We start from the raw sequence: 14,239 nt of genomic DNA, 5'->3' as shown, positions 1-14,239 counted from the left end.
CCTTATCCCTCCGCTTTTCTATGATCGCTTTCCCCCGCCTCGCCACCGTGAACGTTTTGGATAAATCAATTGGCGGTTTGGACATGGGCGTTCCTCCAAAGCCTTGTTATAATCAAACTAGCATAACCGCTGTGAATTGAACAGGAGGTAATTAACTTGGGTAAAAATATATTTTTTAACGCGCATCACTCCCCGATGGGAGCGTTCGCCAGCTTTACGCTAGGTTATCCCGGCCAAAGCGGCGGCTTCGACCTTGAGCTGGGCAGCCCGCCAAAACAGAACATCTACATTGGACTGCAGGATGATGGGCAAGAGCGTTACCGGGCTTTACCGTTCTTCGGCGAAGGTCTGGACGAGCGGGATCGTTATACGACCGAGGAGAGCGGTTCAGGCTCCAGCCAGCAGCATTCCGTTCAGCAAAAAGAAAGCGATCTCATCACCCCGTACAACCGGAGCGAAATCGACCGCCGGTTTGGTGCGGCGATTGACGAATGGCAAGCCGGCGATTTGACGTTCCGCCTGATCTCTCCGTTTGAAGGCGTGCCTGACCCCGAGACGGCAACGGAAGAGCAGCTGCGTTTCGCGCTGATGCCGGCCGTGCTTGCAGAGATCACGGTGGACAACACCCGGGGAACGTCGACGCGCAAAGCCTTCTTTGGTCTGCAAAACAACGACCCTGTCAGCGCCATCCGCCGCTTGGAGGACGTGACGGGCGGACGTATTTGCGGCATTGGCCAAGGCCGCCATACCGCTATTGCGGCGAGCGATCCGCGGATTACCAGCGCCGGATTTTTTAAGATGGAATCGATTCTTAAGCCAAAGGTTCCGGAAAACCTCCGGTTTGGCCTTGGGCCGGTGGGCGCGCTGCTTATGGATACCCCGGCCGGCGAGAAAGCCACCTACCGCTTTGCGCTTTGCTTCTACCGTGCCGGTTACGTCACGACCGGGATGGATGCGTCCTACTACTATACGCGGTATTTCGCGAACATCGAAGAAGTGGCTGAATATGCGTTAGCACAATTCGACCGCAAGCTGGAGGTCGCCCGCCAAGCGGACGCGCTCGTTAACGACGCCAAGTTAAGCGAGGACCAGAAGTTTATGCTCGCGCATGCCATCCGCAGCTATTACGGTTCCACTGAGCTGCTGGAGCATGACGGCAAACCGCTCTGGATCGTCAATGAAGGCGAATACCGGATGATGAATACGTTTGATTTGCTGGTTGACCAGTTGTTTTACGAGCTAAAAATGAATCCATGGACGGTCAAAAACGAACTCGACCTTTACACCAGCCGCTACAGCTATCGGGATACGGTGCGGATTCCCGGGGATCCGACCGAATATCCTGGCGGCATCAGCTTCACGCATGACATGGGCGTGGCTAACTCGTTCTCCCGTCCCGGCTATTCGTCTTATGAGCTGCATGCGATCGATGACTGCTTCTCTCACATGACTCATGAGCAGCTCGTCAACTGGGTGCTAAGCGCCACCGTTTACGTGCATCAAACGAACGACCGCGAATGGTTGGACCGCAACCTGCCGATCCTAGAGCAATGTCTGGAAAGCATGGTGAACCGCGACCATCCTGACCCGTCCCAGCGTACCGGCATCATGGGCCTCGACAGCTCCCGAACGATGGGCGGAGCGGAGATTACCACCTATGACAGCCTGGATGTCTCGCTGGGGCAAGCGCGGAACAACATCTATTTGGCCGGCAAGAGCTGGGCGGCGTACGTCGCAATGGAGAAGCTGCTTCGCGACAACAGCCGCGAAACGGCGGCTGCGCTGGCCGGACAACAAGCCGAGCTGTGCGCAGGCACGATTACCTCGCACCTGTTGCCAGGCGGTTACATTCCGGCCGTCATTCAAGAGAACAATGACTCCAAGATCATTCCTGCGATCGAGGGGCTCATCTTCCCGCTTTACACCGGCTGCGAGGAAGCGCTGGATCCAAACGGTCGGTTCGGCGCATATATCGCAGCGCTCTCCACGCATCTGAACACGGTGCTGCAGCCGGGGATCTGCCTGTTCGAGGACGGTGGCTGGAAGCTGTCCTCGACGAGCAACAACTCCTGGCTCAGCAAAATTTATCTCTGCCAGTTCATCGCCCGCCGGATCCTCGGCCTCCCTTGGGACGAACGAGGGCAAGCAGCCGATGCGGCGCATGTGGCCTGGTTGACTTCCGAGAAGAACGCCTACTGGAGCTGGAGCGACCAGATGATGGCCGGCGTGATCTGCGGCAGCCGGTATTATCCGCGCGGTGTAACAGCGATTTTGTGGCTGGACGAGAAATAAACCCGCCTGCAACATAAGAAAAACGTCTGTCGACGTACATTCAAAGTAGACAGACCGCGTTTAGCGGAAGTTTTTCTTGCGATATCAGGATGCCAGTGCCCCGAAGTTTATACTTTCTGAAATCTTAAGAAAAACGTCTGTCGACGTACATTCAAAGTAGACAGACCGCGTTTAGCGGAAGTTTTTCTTGCGATATCAGGATGCCAGTGCCCCGAAGTTTATACTTTCTGAAATCTTCAAAAGCCGGGCCCTAATGGGCCCGGCCTTTCGCTGTTATGGCGTGCCCAGCTAAGCACGCATCTTCTAGCCGGTGAAAGTCCGGTCGCGGGAAGGGCCAAGCCCCCGCGTAGCTAGGATACCTACGTATGGCGAAATCTGTACGTAGAAGCGTATCGACGAAAGTACCTGTCAGAGGCAGGGCGAGCAACATACCAGGCCGTAACATGAAAGTGAATCCTGCCGCGTCGTCAAAAAGGCCTCGCAAGAGGGAAAAGAGGAAGCCGAGTCCCGCGTACATGGACGAAGGCCATGGAAGCTGCCTAGAACTTGGAGCGGCAGTGAAGAATCCTCCGGCGTAGAGGGAACGGCATGGTATGAAAGAGGATGCAGTGAACTGGGGAGGCCCTCCCCTGCACGGTTGCAGAAACCGTAAAGAGGCCTTCTATAAGCCCCAGAGGTGAAGTGAACGGTCTGCAGGAAGGGAGTCCGAGGGGCTCATAGTACCGTGGAACGCAGGACAACACAACCTGCGGGAGGGAAGGAGCCCTGCTTTGTTCAAGTTTCTTGAGGAGGTACGAGTCAGTGAATGCCAAACGGCTAACAACACCAGAGGAAAACGTTCAAGAACTCCAAGGGAAACTCGGTCATGCGGCCAAGGAGAACAAGAAGCGAAGATTTCACGCGCTGTACGACAAGGTCTATCGGGTAGACATCTTATGGGAAGCGTGGCGAAGGGTACGAGCCAACGAGGGCTCGGCAGGAGTGGATGGAGAGACGTTGGCAGACATCGAGAAACAGGGAGAAATGCGTTTTGTGCTTGAATGTCAACGGCTACTGAAAGAAGGGAAGTACCATCCACAACCCGTTAGACGCCACTACATCCCGAAGAAAGATGGCAAACTGCGACCGCTGGGGATCCCGACGGTGAGAGACCGCGTCATCCAGATGGCGACCAAACTCGTCATGGAACCCATTTTCGAGGCGGATTTTCAGGACACGTCTTTCGGTTTTCGGCCTAAGCGGAGCGCGAAACAGGCGTTGGAGCGAATCCGGAAAGCATGCAACCGCAAAGGAAATTGGGTGGTCGACGTCGACATCCAAGGCTACTTCGACAACATCAATCAGGAGAAACTGATGAAGCTGATCGAAATGCGGATCAGTGACAGGCGAATCTTGAAGTTGGTGAGGAAGTGGTTAGGTGCGGGAGTGATGGAAGAAGGAAACATCCGACGCTCAGACTTGGGTACACCGCAAGGGGGAGTGATCTCACCACTGCTGGCGAACATCTACCTGAATTACTTTGATCTTCTGTGGGAACGACATGGCGGTAAGCTTGGGGAACTGACGCGTTATGCAGATGATCTGGTGATCATCTGCAAGACGAAGAAGGACGCACAGCGGGCCTATGAACTCATACGAGCGATTATGGAACGCCTGGAATTAACCCTGCACCCCACGAAAACGCGCATCGTTGGACTTTGGACTGGGGAAGAAGGCTTCGATTTTCTGGGCATGCATCATCGAAAGACGAAGGCCGAAACATCCAAAGGCCAAGTGTACTACACAACCCAGCAGTGGTTGTGCCGGAAGGCGGAAGAGCGAATACGGGAAGGGGTAAAAGAGCGATTAGCTCCGCCAGGTATGCGACGCCTGAGTTTCGAAGAGCACGTGGAGTACCTGAATCCAAAGATTCAAGGCTGGCGCAATTACTACTACACAGCTTACAGCCAGAGGAAGATGGCGAAGTTGGATTGGTATATCCGGCAGCGGTTTGCGAAGTGGTATGCTAAGAAACACAAACGCAGACGATGGTTGAGTTCGCTGCGCGAAGTGAAGTCTTTGTCTATTCAATATGGACTTAAAACGCTCTTGTAATCTGCATGCTCATGATGACGAACATCGGAAAGCCGTATGAGGGAAAACCTCACGTACGGTTTGATGAGGAGGGGCTGGGCCCCGCCCAGCCTTTCACTCTAGCGCCAAACAAATCCCCCTCCCGCAGTCGAGGATGGACCTTCCCGGCGAATTCCTGCAGCAGCTCGTTTCCGATATGATGGCCAAAGGAGTCGTTAATCGTCTTACAGTGGTCGACATCGATCAAAATAAACGAGGCGGGAATCCCCTCCTTCCAGCATTGCCGCAATGTCTCCCGCGTATGGTGCATGAAGGCCCGCCGATTCTTTGGAAATCCAACATGAAACTTTCCACCGTCTCCATCCCGCCAAATGATCTTCATCCTTTTTTGATACTTTTTATTATCACATAACAAATTTTACCAAAGAGGGGTGTGGAGAATGAAAAAAAAGCGAGGATTTCCATCCTGTGGGACAGGAGGAAATCCCGCTTTTTCATCGACTTGCTGGATTATTGGTTGGTATCTCCCTGACGGGAGATCAGGAATAACGTGCCCCAAATCAGCACGAATCCACATGCCTGGGCTACTGTAATCAACTGCTGGAACGCAATCCAGTTGATCAGAACGCCAACCATTGGGAAGCTCAGCTCCGCCAGAGTGGCGACCGACGCTTTGGTTGTTGTCAGCCCTTTATAATAGACGAGCAGGCTTAGCAGCCCCGGCAACAACGCTTGTCCAAGCATATTGAGGGAAAATGCGGCGATTTGCGAGGTGCCGGTCGGCAGGCTCCAGGCGGCCCCTTCATTCCAAGTGATAGCCAGCAGCAGCGGCAGTGCCAAAATAAACCGCAACGATGTCACCGTCTCATATTTCATCGTCCCTACCATCAACCGGCCCATCACCGTGGATCCGCCCCACAATGCGGCAGCGCCTAGCGACAACAGGCTGCCGATCTGCACAAAATCGCTCCAATGCCCAATCGGCATCGTAAACCCGAAGGTCAGCAAATACGTTCCAAGCAACGCGATCAGCAGATATCCGAAAAAGTGGCGCGGCAGCTTCTCTTTAAGCAGCAATCCGGCCAGCAGGATGGCAAACAGCGGCTGCATTTTTTGCAGCAGCAGGACTGCATTCAGGTCACCGCTTGACAAGGCCAACGTAAACAGAATCGTGGCGATGGCCGAACCGCCCCACGAAATAAATAGCAGCGCGCCCCCTTGACGCCAACCAAGCCCTTTAAGCTCGGTGCGGTTTTTCCATAAGACCGGTATGGCAAAAAGCGCGATAATCAGATGCTCAATCAATACGATTTGCGCCGAGGTCAGCGACTTCAGCAGGATCACCCGAAACAACGGGTCTACGCCCCACAATGCTGCACCCAACACGACAAGCCAGAAACCGCTGCGCGATTTGCGTGCTTGAGCCGTTCTGGGCGAGTGCTGAATCTGACCGGATGCGCCCGTAAGTGCCCCTGCATTCAATCCAGCAGAAATTTGGATACCACTGCTTACTTTGACTTTCTCCATGGTGTCTGTCCCCTTCTTGAATAGAGGGTCTACGTAGAAAACCCCCGCATCGACCTTCCTAAAGGCTTTGCGGGGGCTGACCAAATAAGCTTGGCAGGCGACCATGGCAGGTCCCTGATTCAAACTTCAGCTTCATTGATCTCCTCCCATCCGGACTTTACCGTCGGCCTTGGATTCTCACCAAGTCAGTCGCTTCGGGCCGTGAAGGCCATCTGCGAGTCGCGGGCTGCGGTTCCCTCTTGCCGAAACCTCACCGCCGGTCGGGAATTTCACCCTACCCCGAAGATCTCTATTCATTTAATTTTGGATTACTTAAGTTGTTTCTATCATAACGCAGGTTGTCAAGCGACTCTGTTGCAAAAATCACAAAGCCTGATCATGTCCCAACAATTCATCTTTATCCCCGCTTGACCACCTCGAAATTGTCTTCGAGCAGCAGCCAATTTTGCGGAAAACTTAAACCCAGCTTCCAATAACTCATCCCGCGCAGCCCCAGCTCCTTGATCAGGTTAAACTTGGCTTGGATCGAGCGGGCGTCCTCGAACCAGACTTCATGTTCCCTTCCTTCCGCATCCCAATAATGGAAGAACGGTGCCTGATCCCGCTCGCTGTATTGAATGGCGACTCCATGCCGCGCGGCAATTTGGATCGCCTGCTGCGGACTAATCGCCCGTGCGGTGCTTCCCGGCACAAATGGCAACGTCCAGTCGTACCCATATAAGTTTTGCCCCATCATGATTTTGGAGCCTGGCATTTCCGTCAGCGCATATTCAAGAACCCGGCGGACTGGACCAATAGGCGACACCGCCTGGGCCGGTCCACCGCTGTAGCCCCATTCATAGGTCATGATCACGACAAAATCGGCAATTTCACCGTGGGCCCGGTAATCATGTCCTTCATACCATTTGCCTTGCTGACCGGCACTGGTCTTGGGCGCCAAAGCCGTCGACATCAGCCAGCCCTGCTCCGCGAACCGCGCTTTGGCTTTACGCAAAAAAGCGTTGTATGCCTCCCGGTCTTCGGGCCGCAAATACTCGAAATCAAAGTGGATGTCGCGAAATCCGTATTTGTTTGCTGTCGTGACGATGTTGTCCAAAAAACGATCTTGAATCGGGATATCGTTGAGTAAGATCCGGCCAAGCTCGTCGCTGAACTGATCATTCTCCTGATTCGTGATCACCATCATCAGCACGACCCGGTTCGCCCGGGCAATTTCCGGAAATTGATTTAGCGGAGGCTCTCGAAGCGATCCGTCCCGTTGCGCTAAGAAGCTAAACGGAGCCAGGTATGTCAGGTGCTGCGCTGCTTCCCGCGCACTTTCCTCCAGCGCCGGAGAAACCGTTCCGCCGCGCGGTTCTACATAAGCGTTAAATTCAGCGCTTCTTCGCGGCCGCGGCGGAATGTACAGCCGAAACCCGATCGAAAGGGGGCGCTCTACGCTAATGGCGTTAACGCGGGCTAACTCTTGATAACTTAATCCAAATCGCTGGGCGATCGACCATAAGCTGTCCCCAGGCCGAACCCAATAATAGCTGCCGACAATCGGGATGACCAAGGTTTGTCCAACCACGAGCTGTTCCGGATTCGGCAATTCATTGGCTTCAACGATATCCTCATAAGGTACGCCATAGGCTTGTGCGATACTATACGTCGTTTGGCCTGGCTGGACGATATGAACCTGCATCGACTCCCCTCCTCCATATGGATCATATGCTAACATCATCCTATGAAGAGGGAAGTTTGACCTATTCCGATCAGCAAGGCGCCGTGTCGAGATTTCGTGTCAGGACACTGAATTAGAACGCCGGAATCGCAATCTCGTCGTAATTGTCCTCGAGAAACTTCTTGACCTCCGGACTGGAAATCGCCTTTGCCAGCTTCTGAATCGGCTCGGAATCACGGTTGTCCTCACGAGCCACCAAAGTGATTGCAAATGCCGATTCGACGGTTTCCGTCAGCAAGGCATCCTTCTTCGGCGTAAGTCCCAGCGGGCTGGCATAAGCCGGGGTCATCAGCACCAAATCGGCATCGTCCAGCATCCGGGCCAGCATGAGCAGGTCAACTTCCTCGAATTTATAGTTATGCTTGTTCTCTACGATATCCGCAAGAGTCCCGTTAATCCCTACGCCTTCCTTCAGCTTGATCACGCCGGCTTTGTCCAGCATGTCAAGGGAGCGTCCTCCGTTAGACGCGTCGTTTGCGATCACGATCGTTGCTCCGTCCGGGAGCTCTTCCATGGATTTATAACGTTTGGAGTAAGCGCCGTATACCGCATGATACACCGGCTGAACCGGAACGAGGTTGGCGTTTTTGTTTTTATTGTACTCCTCCATCCAAGGGACGTGCTGGAAGAAGTTCGCATCCACTTCCTTGTTCGCCAGCGCATCATTTGGCTGCACATTGTCGGACAAGATCACAACTTCCAGGTTGATGCCCTCTTCCTTCAGCTGCGGTTTGATCAGCTCCAGGATGTCCGTCATCGGCGGAATCAACGAAGCCACCTTCAGTGTAGTTTCCGTGGTTCCGTTCTCTGTCGTCTCCGTATCCGCCGCTGCCGGTGCTCCCACACCTGTCCCGTTATTTGAGGTGTTGCTGTTATTACCGCAAGCGCTCAGCACCAACATCAGCAGTACGAGCGACATGATCCATTTTCCTGTTTTCAGCATGGTTTCTCCCTCCATTGTTAGCGTTTATCCAACCATCGGGACAACGCATTTCCTATAAATTGAATTCCTTGCACCAAAATTACCATCAGCACAATCACCACAGCCATCAGCTCGGTTTCGAACCGCTGATAACCGTAACGGATGGCAAAATCGCCAACCCCTCCGCCGCCGACCACACCCATGACCGTCGAAAAGGAAATGAAGCTGATCGTCGAGGAAGTTAACCCCAACACCAGGCCGGGACGGGCTTCTACATACAAAAATTTCGTGATGATCTGCAGCTTGGACGCCCCCATGGACCGTGCCGATTCAATTACGCCGCGCGGCACCTCCAGCAGCGATTGCTCGACAAACCGCGCATAAATAGCGATTGCCACAACGGCCAGCGGAATCGAGGCGGCCAGCGTCCCGATCGCCGTGCCAACGATCAGGCGGGTGAGCGGAATCATAAACACCACCAACAGCAGGAACGGAAAAGAGCGAACGACGTTCACGATCCCGTTTAGCAGGCCGTACCTCAGGGAGTGCTCATATAGCTGGCCTTTACCGGTCAGATACAAGGCTGTACCTAGGGGCAAGCCAATCAGTAAGGCCGCCAGCAGCGCGATCCCAACCATCACGAAGGTCTCGCCGATCGCTTCGCCAATTTGACTGCGATACTGGACGAAACCATCCCACATCATCATGAGAAAATCCAACGCCCTTACACCTCCATCCCGCCAAGCAACTGCTCCCGATACGAAGCGTGGTAACCAGCCATTGCGGCGGTGCCCACTTCCGCATCGTTCCGCTGGAGCGTAAACGCATCGGTGATCCGGCCCTCTTCCATCACCGAAACCCCTTGGCAAATGCTGCGCACCACGTCCATTTCATGCGTGACGATCACGATCGTCATCCCTAATGTCCGGTGGATATGCAGCAGCACCTCGAGAATCTCTGCCGTGGTTTTCGGGTCCAGCGAGGAGGTCGGCTCATCGCACAGCAGGATGCTTGGCCGGCTCGCCAGCGCCCGTGCAATCGCCACCCGCTGCTTCTGCCCCCCGCTGAGGGAAGCCGGATATTGGCCGGCCTTGTCCTCCAGGCCGACGAAACGCAAACATTCCCGCACGCGTTCGGCGCGCTCCTTCTTGGGCAAGCGGGCGAGCTCCAGCGGTACCGACACGTTCCCACTGACCGTCCGGTTATTCAGCAGGTGGAACTGCTGAAAGATCATGCCGATCGAGCGCCGCACCTCGCGCCGCGCAGTTTCAGGGAGCGCAGTGAGCTCCTGGCCCAGAACCGTCACTTTCCCTTGATCCGGCAGCTCCAGAGCGTTCATCATTCGCAGCAGCGTTGATTTTCCTGCCCCACTGGGCCCGATAATGCCGTGGATGGTGCCTTCCGGGATCTGCAGGGAGACATTGCGCAACGCTTCAAATCGCCCGTTTCGCAAGCTGTACGTCTTGCTGACATGCTCCAACGTGATGATAAGCGTCCCTCCTCTCACTCCGGCGACTGTATTACTTATTTGATCATTCTGTTACATTATGCTTTCTTCCGTTGATTATAGACCATTTATGCATCTGTGTCACTAATTTTTCAAGTTTATTATAAAAGAGAAAAAAGAAAGAACCGCCAAGACTCCCTTAGCGGTTCTTACCCTAATCTCATGTTCCACACTTCCTGCAGGACAGAAATGAACACTTCATCCAACATGACAAAGCCGGGGCCGTATTTGGGCTTTGGGATTCCCAGGTCGATGCGAGTTGCTCAAATTTTTCTATCCGGTCGGACAAATAGCTGTCTACTCGCAGAAGACACGGCTCAGGCTCCGCTCCGCTTACGCGCCAGCAGCAGGCCGATCTCCTCCTGAAGCCCGCTGTCTAAGTCCGGCAATGCAGCTTCAACCAGCAGCTCTATCCCCAAAGGCGGCGGTGTACCGCAGCGCTCGATCCAAGCGCAAGCCAGCACAGGCCGAGTACCGATAGGTATGCCTTCGGGGTGGCTTGCTTGCCCGAGAGCTTGGTCGTCGTCATGGGCCTAGATGGCCGGCATGACATTTCCACCGGTCACCGGGAGGTACGCCCCCGTGATAAAACCGGCTAACTCGGAAGCCAGGAACGCAACCGCATTGGCAATATCCTGATCTTCCCCCCGCCGCTTCAGCGGAACTCCAGCGATATAAGCGGCATCATTCCGATCCGCAAGCTCGCGGTCGCGATCGCTGATCGTCCAGCCCGGGGCGACCTGATTAACGGTAATCCCGTACTCCCCAACCTCCTTGGCCAGGACGCGGTAAACGCCGTCCATGCCTCTTTTTCCTGCCGTATACGCCGACTGGTTGGGGAAATTCTGCATGGCGCACTCGGTATTAATTCCGATGAAGCGACCTTTTCTTTTGCCCATCATCGCCGGAATAAACGCCTTGGCCAGAAACACGCTCTGCAGAACGCAGGATTCAAATTGGCTCACATAATCCTCTGCCGGCTGCTCCAGAACCGAGGTCCAGTTATACTGCACCACGGCATTGGCGACGACGATATCCGGATCGCCAAGCTCGGCCGCTACCTTCGCTTTCATCGCTTGGATATCCGCTTCCTTCGTGATATCGCCTCGCACGATCATCGCTTCTCTGCCGGCTTCGGTAATCTCCTGCAGCAATTCCTGGGCTTTGGCTTCATTATTCACGTAGTGAATCGCCACTTTCGCTCCGCAAGCGGACAACGTCCGGGTGATTACCCGGCCTAACTGGCCGGTTGCTCCGGTAATCAGCGCGATTTGTCCTGAGAGATCAATATTCAACACGGGTACGCTCCCCCTTGGCTCCGATTTATAGCTCAAGTCTCTACCTAATCGGATATTCGTATTATTTTAACGATCAGCTTATCATCTTACTTCGATTTGACGTTTAGCTCTTTATGTTCTGTTTTCTCATAAGCCTCCAAGATCGAGGTCAGCAAACCTGGGAAGCGGGACTCCAAATCCACTTCCCGCAACGAAATAAACCGCTGCGTGCCTTGGATCCGAGTCGATATGACGCCGGCTTCCCGCAGCGTCCGGATATGGTGCGACAACGTCGATTTGGCGATGGGAACCTCGAAATGATTGCAAGGCTGTTCGCCGCAGCGGCGCATTTCCGCCACAACGCTAAGCCGAATCGGGTCACTTAAAGCGTACAACACGGAAGACAATTGGATTTCATCCCGTTCGGGGTGATATAGAACCTTCATAAGGAAAACTCCTTTATATCTAAATTTCGTGATGAATTCATTCTCCCCTATTTATATCATAAGGTAAGGCATGATATATTTCAATCGTTCGATAATTTTCGAACAACACTAGGCCTCGCCGCCGTCGCCGGGTTGTTTAGCCCGAGCTTCTGGATTCTGCTCGCCGTTCGCGTCGTGCAAGCATCCGGTGCCGGAGCGGTCGTTTCGTTGTCGATGGTTACGTTATCCCGTTACGTTCCGATCCAGCGGCGCGGCAAAGCGATGGCCTTGATCATGTCGGCCGTATCGCTGGCAGCTTTGCCACCTTGTTTTTGCTGCCGCAAATTTTAGTGCATCGCTTCGGATTAACCGCCAGCCATGCCGGACTGGTCATCTTCCCGGGCTCGATCCTCGCGATGGTCGCTTCCCGCAAAGTGGGTTCGGTCATCGACCGTCACGGGAAGCTGCTTGCACTAGTCTCGTCGTTCGTTTATTTGCGCAGCGTTGTTGTTGCATTGCAGTCAACAAGAAGCAATGCAACACCATGGAAGCCCAACCGGAATAAACCGAATCCATACCCTACCTCTGAAAAAAGAAAACCTTTGGAGCAACTCCTTCTACTTCTTCCGGCTTCGCAGCTCCTTCATGATTTTGCGGCCGGTAGGCGTTTGTGCCAGCCCGCCCTGCGCGGTTTCGCGATGGCGGCTGGGCATCGCCGAGCCCACCTCCAGCATCACGTCGATGACTTCGTCCGACGGGATCGCACTGCGCACACCGGCCAAGGCCATATCGGCGGCAGCCAGCGCATTCACCGCCCCAAAGCCGTTACGCACGATACAAGGAATTTCGACGAGACCGCCAACGGGATCACAGATCAACCCCAGCGTGTTCTTTAACGCGAGGCCAACGGCGTGCACCGCCTGCTCCGGCGTCCCGCCGCGTAGCTCAACCATTGCACCGGCCGCCATCCCAATCGCCGATCCGATTTCTGCTTGGCAGCCCCCTTCTGCACCGGAAATAAACGAGTTGTTGGCGATCACGTACCCGATGGCCCCCGCGCAAAACAACCCGCGCACAAGATGCTCATCCTCCCAGCCGAAGCGCTCTTGGGCGCTGACGAACACGCCGGGGATGATGCCGCACGAGCCCGCCGTCGGCGTGGCGACGATCCGGCCCATCGAAGCGTTCACCTCGGACACGGCCAGCGCATAAGCCATGGCCTGACATGCGATGTCACCAACCGAGGTCTCACTGCGATTGCGGTAAGCCTCCACCCTTTTGGCATCGCCGCCGGTCAGCCCGCTTGTGGAGACGATATCCTCCGTCAGCCCCTTATGCACCGCCGTTTTCATGATTTGGTAGTATTCGTTCATGGCGGCCAAAATTTCTTCCTCCGATTGCCCGCTCTCTTCCACCTGGTCCTGAATCATAATGCTGGAAATCGTGCGAGATTCCCGCTCACAGAGCTGGGCCAGCTCACGTAAATTTTTAAAACGCATCGTGCTCCCTCCTCGCTTTACTTCGTCAGATCAATATAGGACACTTGGCTGACATGCTCCAACGCACGGATCGCCTCCACTAATTCCGGCGGAATGGACGAATCGGCTTCCACAACAGTCAGTGCCTCAGCGGTCCGCCCTTTCCGATCGGTAATAATGTAGCCGATATTGACGTTCTCCCGGCTGAACAAGGCCGTAATCCCTGCCAGTACCCCTTGCCGGTCTGCGTGGGAGATGACCAGCGTCGGCAGCTCGCCTGAGCATTTCACCTCAAAACCGTCGATGTTGCGAATGACGATCGTCCCTCCGCCAATGGATGCCCCCATGACCTCGATATGACTTCCGTCTTGGCGGGTTAGTTTTATTTTTACCGTATTCGGATGGGCCCCAGGCAGGACTCCGGTGGCAAACACCACCTCAATCCCCTGCTTTTCAGCGTCCTGCATCGACTGGCGGATTCGCTCGTCGTCCGTACGGTAATCCAGAATGCCGCCAACGATGGCCAGATCGGTACCGTGCCCGCTGTACGTTTCGGCAAAGGAGCCGTAGAAACAAATCTCCGCCTTGACCGGCGCGGTTCCGAGCAGCTGACGGGCAAATCGTCCAATCCGTACAGCCCCGGCCGTATGTGAGCTGGAAGGCCCAATCATCGCCGGACCGATAATAGAAAATACGCTTTTAAATCGCATCGCTACATCTTCCCCTCATTTTTTCTATGACGAAAAAGAGACAGAGCAAAAAGGCTGCTGCCTTTCGCTCTGTCCCCGTTACCTGAAAGTTTAATGTTCCCGGTTCAACTTAACATCCGGGTCCATGTACCTCTTGGGTGGCTGTTCGCTCTCTCCAGAGTGGCGTCCGATCATGGTCCTTGTACCTGAGAGATTCGGCTGCCGGCTGCAGGACCGGCCCTTGCTCCTTCGGTGCCGCTAAGCTGGCGTCCCTTTTCGGATCAGCCCGCGGACTCTCCCATCATCCTCATTCGCCGATATGAATT

The 14,239-nt window shown here is 54.6% G+C and carries 14 protein-coding genes and 2 riboswitches; of the genes, 3 read left to right on the top strand and 11 right to left on the bottom strand.

The window, feature by feature from the left end; all coding sequences use genetic code 11:
- Positions 1-156 precede the first annotated feature (156 nt).
- The gene (locus ACL02P_RS23055) at positions 157-2,292 is read left to right on the top strand and encodes a glycoside hydrolase family 52 protein (protein WP_009226226.1); all 2,136 of its coding nucleotides are present in this window, start codon (positions 157-159) and stop codon (positions 2,290-2,292) included.
- A gap of 801 nt (positions 2,293-3,093) precedes the next feature.
- Complete coding sequence (gene ltrA, locus ACL02P_RS23050) at positions 3,094-4,386, top strand: group II intron reverse transcriptase/maturase (protein WP_009226730.1); 1,293 nt, start codon at positions 3,094-3,096, stop codon at positions 4,384-4,386.
- 49 nt (positions 4,387-4,435) lie between these two features.
- On the opposite strand, the gene ACL02P_RS23045 is transcribed toward ltrA, so the two are convergent.
- The 9 genes from ACL02P_RS23045 to ACL02P_RS23005 all read right to left on the bottom strand — a co-directional run bounded on the left by ACL02P_RS23045 (position 4,436) and on the right by ACL02P_RS23005 (position 11,767).
- Positions 4,436-4,747 carry a diguanylate cyclase gene (locus tag ACL02P_RS23045; RefSeq protein WP_412838160.1) on the bottom strand — a complete coding sequence of 104 codons (312 nt, stop codon included), beginning with the start codon at positions 4,745-4,747 and terminating at the stop codon, positions 4,436-4,438.
- Between the two features lie 128 nt (positions 4,748-4,875).
- Entirely contained in the window at positions 4,876-5,892 is a 1,017-nt protein-coding gene (locus tag ACL02P_RS23040) for a DMT family transporter (protein WP_323075903.1), read from the bottom strand.
- 134 nt (positions 5,893-6,026) lie between these two features.
- Positions 6,027-6,183: riboswitch (FMN riboswitch) on the bottom strand.
- A 106-nt stretch (positions 6,184-6,289) separates the two neighbouring features.
- Positions 6,290-7,576 carry a LysM peptidoglycan-binding domain-containing protein gene (locus ACL02P_RS23035; protein ID WP_009226223.1) on the bottom strand — a complete coding sequence of 429 codons (1,287 nt, stop codon included), beginning with the start codon at positions 7,574-7,576 and terminating at the stop codon, positions 6,290-6,292.
- A gap of 112 nt (positions 7,577-7,688) precedes the next feature.
- Positions 7,689-8,558, bottom strand: a complete 870-nt coding sequence (locus ACL02P_RS23030; RefSeq protein ID WP_036646083.1) for a MetQ/NlpA family ABC transporter substrate-binding protein — start codon at positions 8,556-8,558, stop codon at positions 7,689-7,691.
- 17 nt (positions 8,559-8,575) lie between these two features.
- Positions 8,576-9,244, bottom strand: coding sequence for a methionine ABC transporter permease (locus ACL02P_RS23025; RefSeq protein ID WP_036646124.1), 669 nt, complete (start codon positions 9,242-9,244; stop codon positions 8,576-8,578).
- A 17-nt stretch (positions 9,245-9,261) separates the two neighbouring features.
- A complete protein-coding gene (locus tag ACL02P_RS23020; RefSeq protein WP_260069808.1) occupies positions 9,262-10,026 on the bottom strand; it encodes a methionine ABC transporter ATP-binding protein in 765 nt (254 codons plus the stop codon).
- Positions 10,027-10,361: 335 nt separating this feature from the next.
- Positions 10,362-10,508 carry a hypothetical protein gene (locus ACL02P_RS23015; protein ID WP_412838159.1) on the bottom strand — a complete coding sequence of 49 codons (147 nt, stop codon included), beginning with the start codon at positions 10,506-10,508 and terminating at the stop codon, positions 10,362-10,364.
- A 69-nt stretch (positions 10,509-10,577) separates the two neighbouring features.
- Entirely contained in the window at positions 10,578-11,339 is a 762-nt protein-coding gene (locus tag ACL02P_RS23010; RefSeq protein ID WP_316010094.1) for an SDR family NAD(P)-dependent oxidoreductase, read from the bottom strand.
- Positions 11,340-11,428: 89 nt separating this feature from the next.
- Positions 11,429-11,767 (bottom strand): ArsR/SmtB family transcription factor, encoded by a 339-nt coding sequence (locus tag ACL02P_RS23005; RefSeq protein ID WP_339301620.1) that lies wholly within the window; start codon positions 11,765-11,767, stop codon positions 11,429-11,431.
- Between the two features lie 132 nt (positions 11,768-11,899).
- Between ACL02P_RS23005 and ACL02P_RS23000 the strand changes: the two genes are divergently transcribed.
- Complete coding sequence (locus tag ACL02P_RS23000) at positions 11,900-12,097, top strand: MFS transporter (RefSeq protein ID WP_232282344.1); 198 nt, start codon at positions 11,900-11,902, stop codon at positions 12,095-12,097.
- 266 nt (positions 12,098-12,363) lie between these two features.
- Here ACL02P_RS23000 and sdaAA read toward each other — a convergent pair whose 3' ends face one another.
- Positions 12,364-13,245: an L-serine ammonia-lyase, iron-sulfur-dependent, subunit alpha gene (gene sdaAA / locus ACL02P_RS22995; RefSeq protein WP_009226215.1), complete on the bottom strand. Its 882-nt coding sequence runs from the start codon at positions 13,243-13,245 to the stop codon at positions 12,364-12,366.
- 17 nt (positions 13,246-13,262) lie between these two features.
- Entirely contained in the window at positions 13,263-13,934 is a 672-nt protein-coding gene (sdaAB, locus tag ACL02P_RS22990) for an L-serine ammonia-lyase, iron-sulfur-dependent subunit beta (protein WP_009226214.1), read from the bottom strand.
- Between the two features lie 163 nt (positions 13,935-14,097).
- A riboswitch (glycine riboswitch) is annotated at positions 14,098-14,224 on the bottom strand.
- Between the last annotated feature and the right edge of the window lie 15 nt (positions 14,225-14,239).

The sequence above is a fragment of the Paenibacillus sp. MB22_1 genome (assembly GCF_047200555.1).
In the GTDB taxonomy this organism is placed as follows: domain Bacteria; phylum Bacillota; class Bacilli; order Paenibacillales; family Paenibacillaceae; genus Fontibacillus; species Fontibacillus phoenicis.
The sequence above is the reverse complement of the archived record's forward strand: the minus strand, read 5'-3'. Positions and strand labels throughout refer to the sequence as shown.

Excerpts from the sequence above, each read along its gene's own strand:
- ACL02P_RS23045 (WP_412838160.1), bottom strand. The coding sequence starts at position 4,747 with ATGAAGATCATTTGGCGGGATGGAGACGGTGGAAAGTTTCATGTTGGA.
- ACL02P_RS23040 (WP_323075903.1), bottom strand. The coding sequence starts at position 5,892 with ATGGAGAAAGTCAAAGTAAGCAGTGGTATCCAAATTTCTGCTGGATTG.
- ACL02P_RS23035 (WP_009226223.1), bottom strand. The coding sequence starts at position 7,576 with ATGCAGGTTCATATCGTCCAGCCAGGCCAAACGACGTATAGTATCGCA.
- ACL02P_RS23030 (WP_036646083.1), bottom strand. The coding sequence starts at position 8,558 with ATGCTGAAAACAGGAAAATGGATCATGTCGCTCGTACTGCTGATGTTG.
- ACL02P_RS23025 (WP_036646124.1), bottom strand. The coding sequence starts at position 9,244 with ATGATGATGTGGGATGGTTTCGTCCAGTATCGCAGTCAAATTGGCGAA.
- ACL02P_RS23005 (WP_339301620.1), bottom strand. The coding sequence starts at position 11,767 with ATGAAGGTTCTATATCACCCCGAACGGGATGAAATCCAATTGTCTTCC.
- sdaAA (WP_009226215.1), bottom strand. The coding sequence starts at position 13,245 with ATGCGTTTTAAAAATTTACGTGAGCTGGCCCAGCTCTGTGAGCGGGAA.
- sdaAB (WP_009226214.1), bottom strand. The coding sequence starts at position 13,934 with ATGCGATTTAAAAGCGTATTTTCTATTATCGGTCCGGCGATGATTGGG.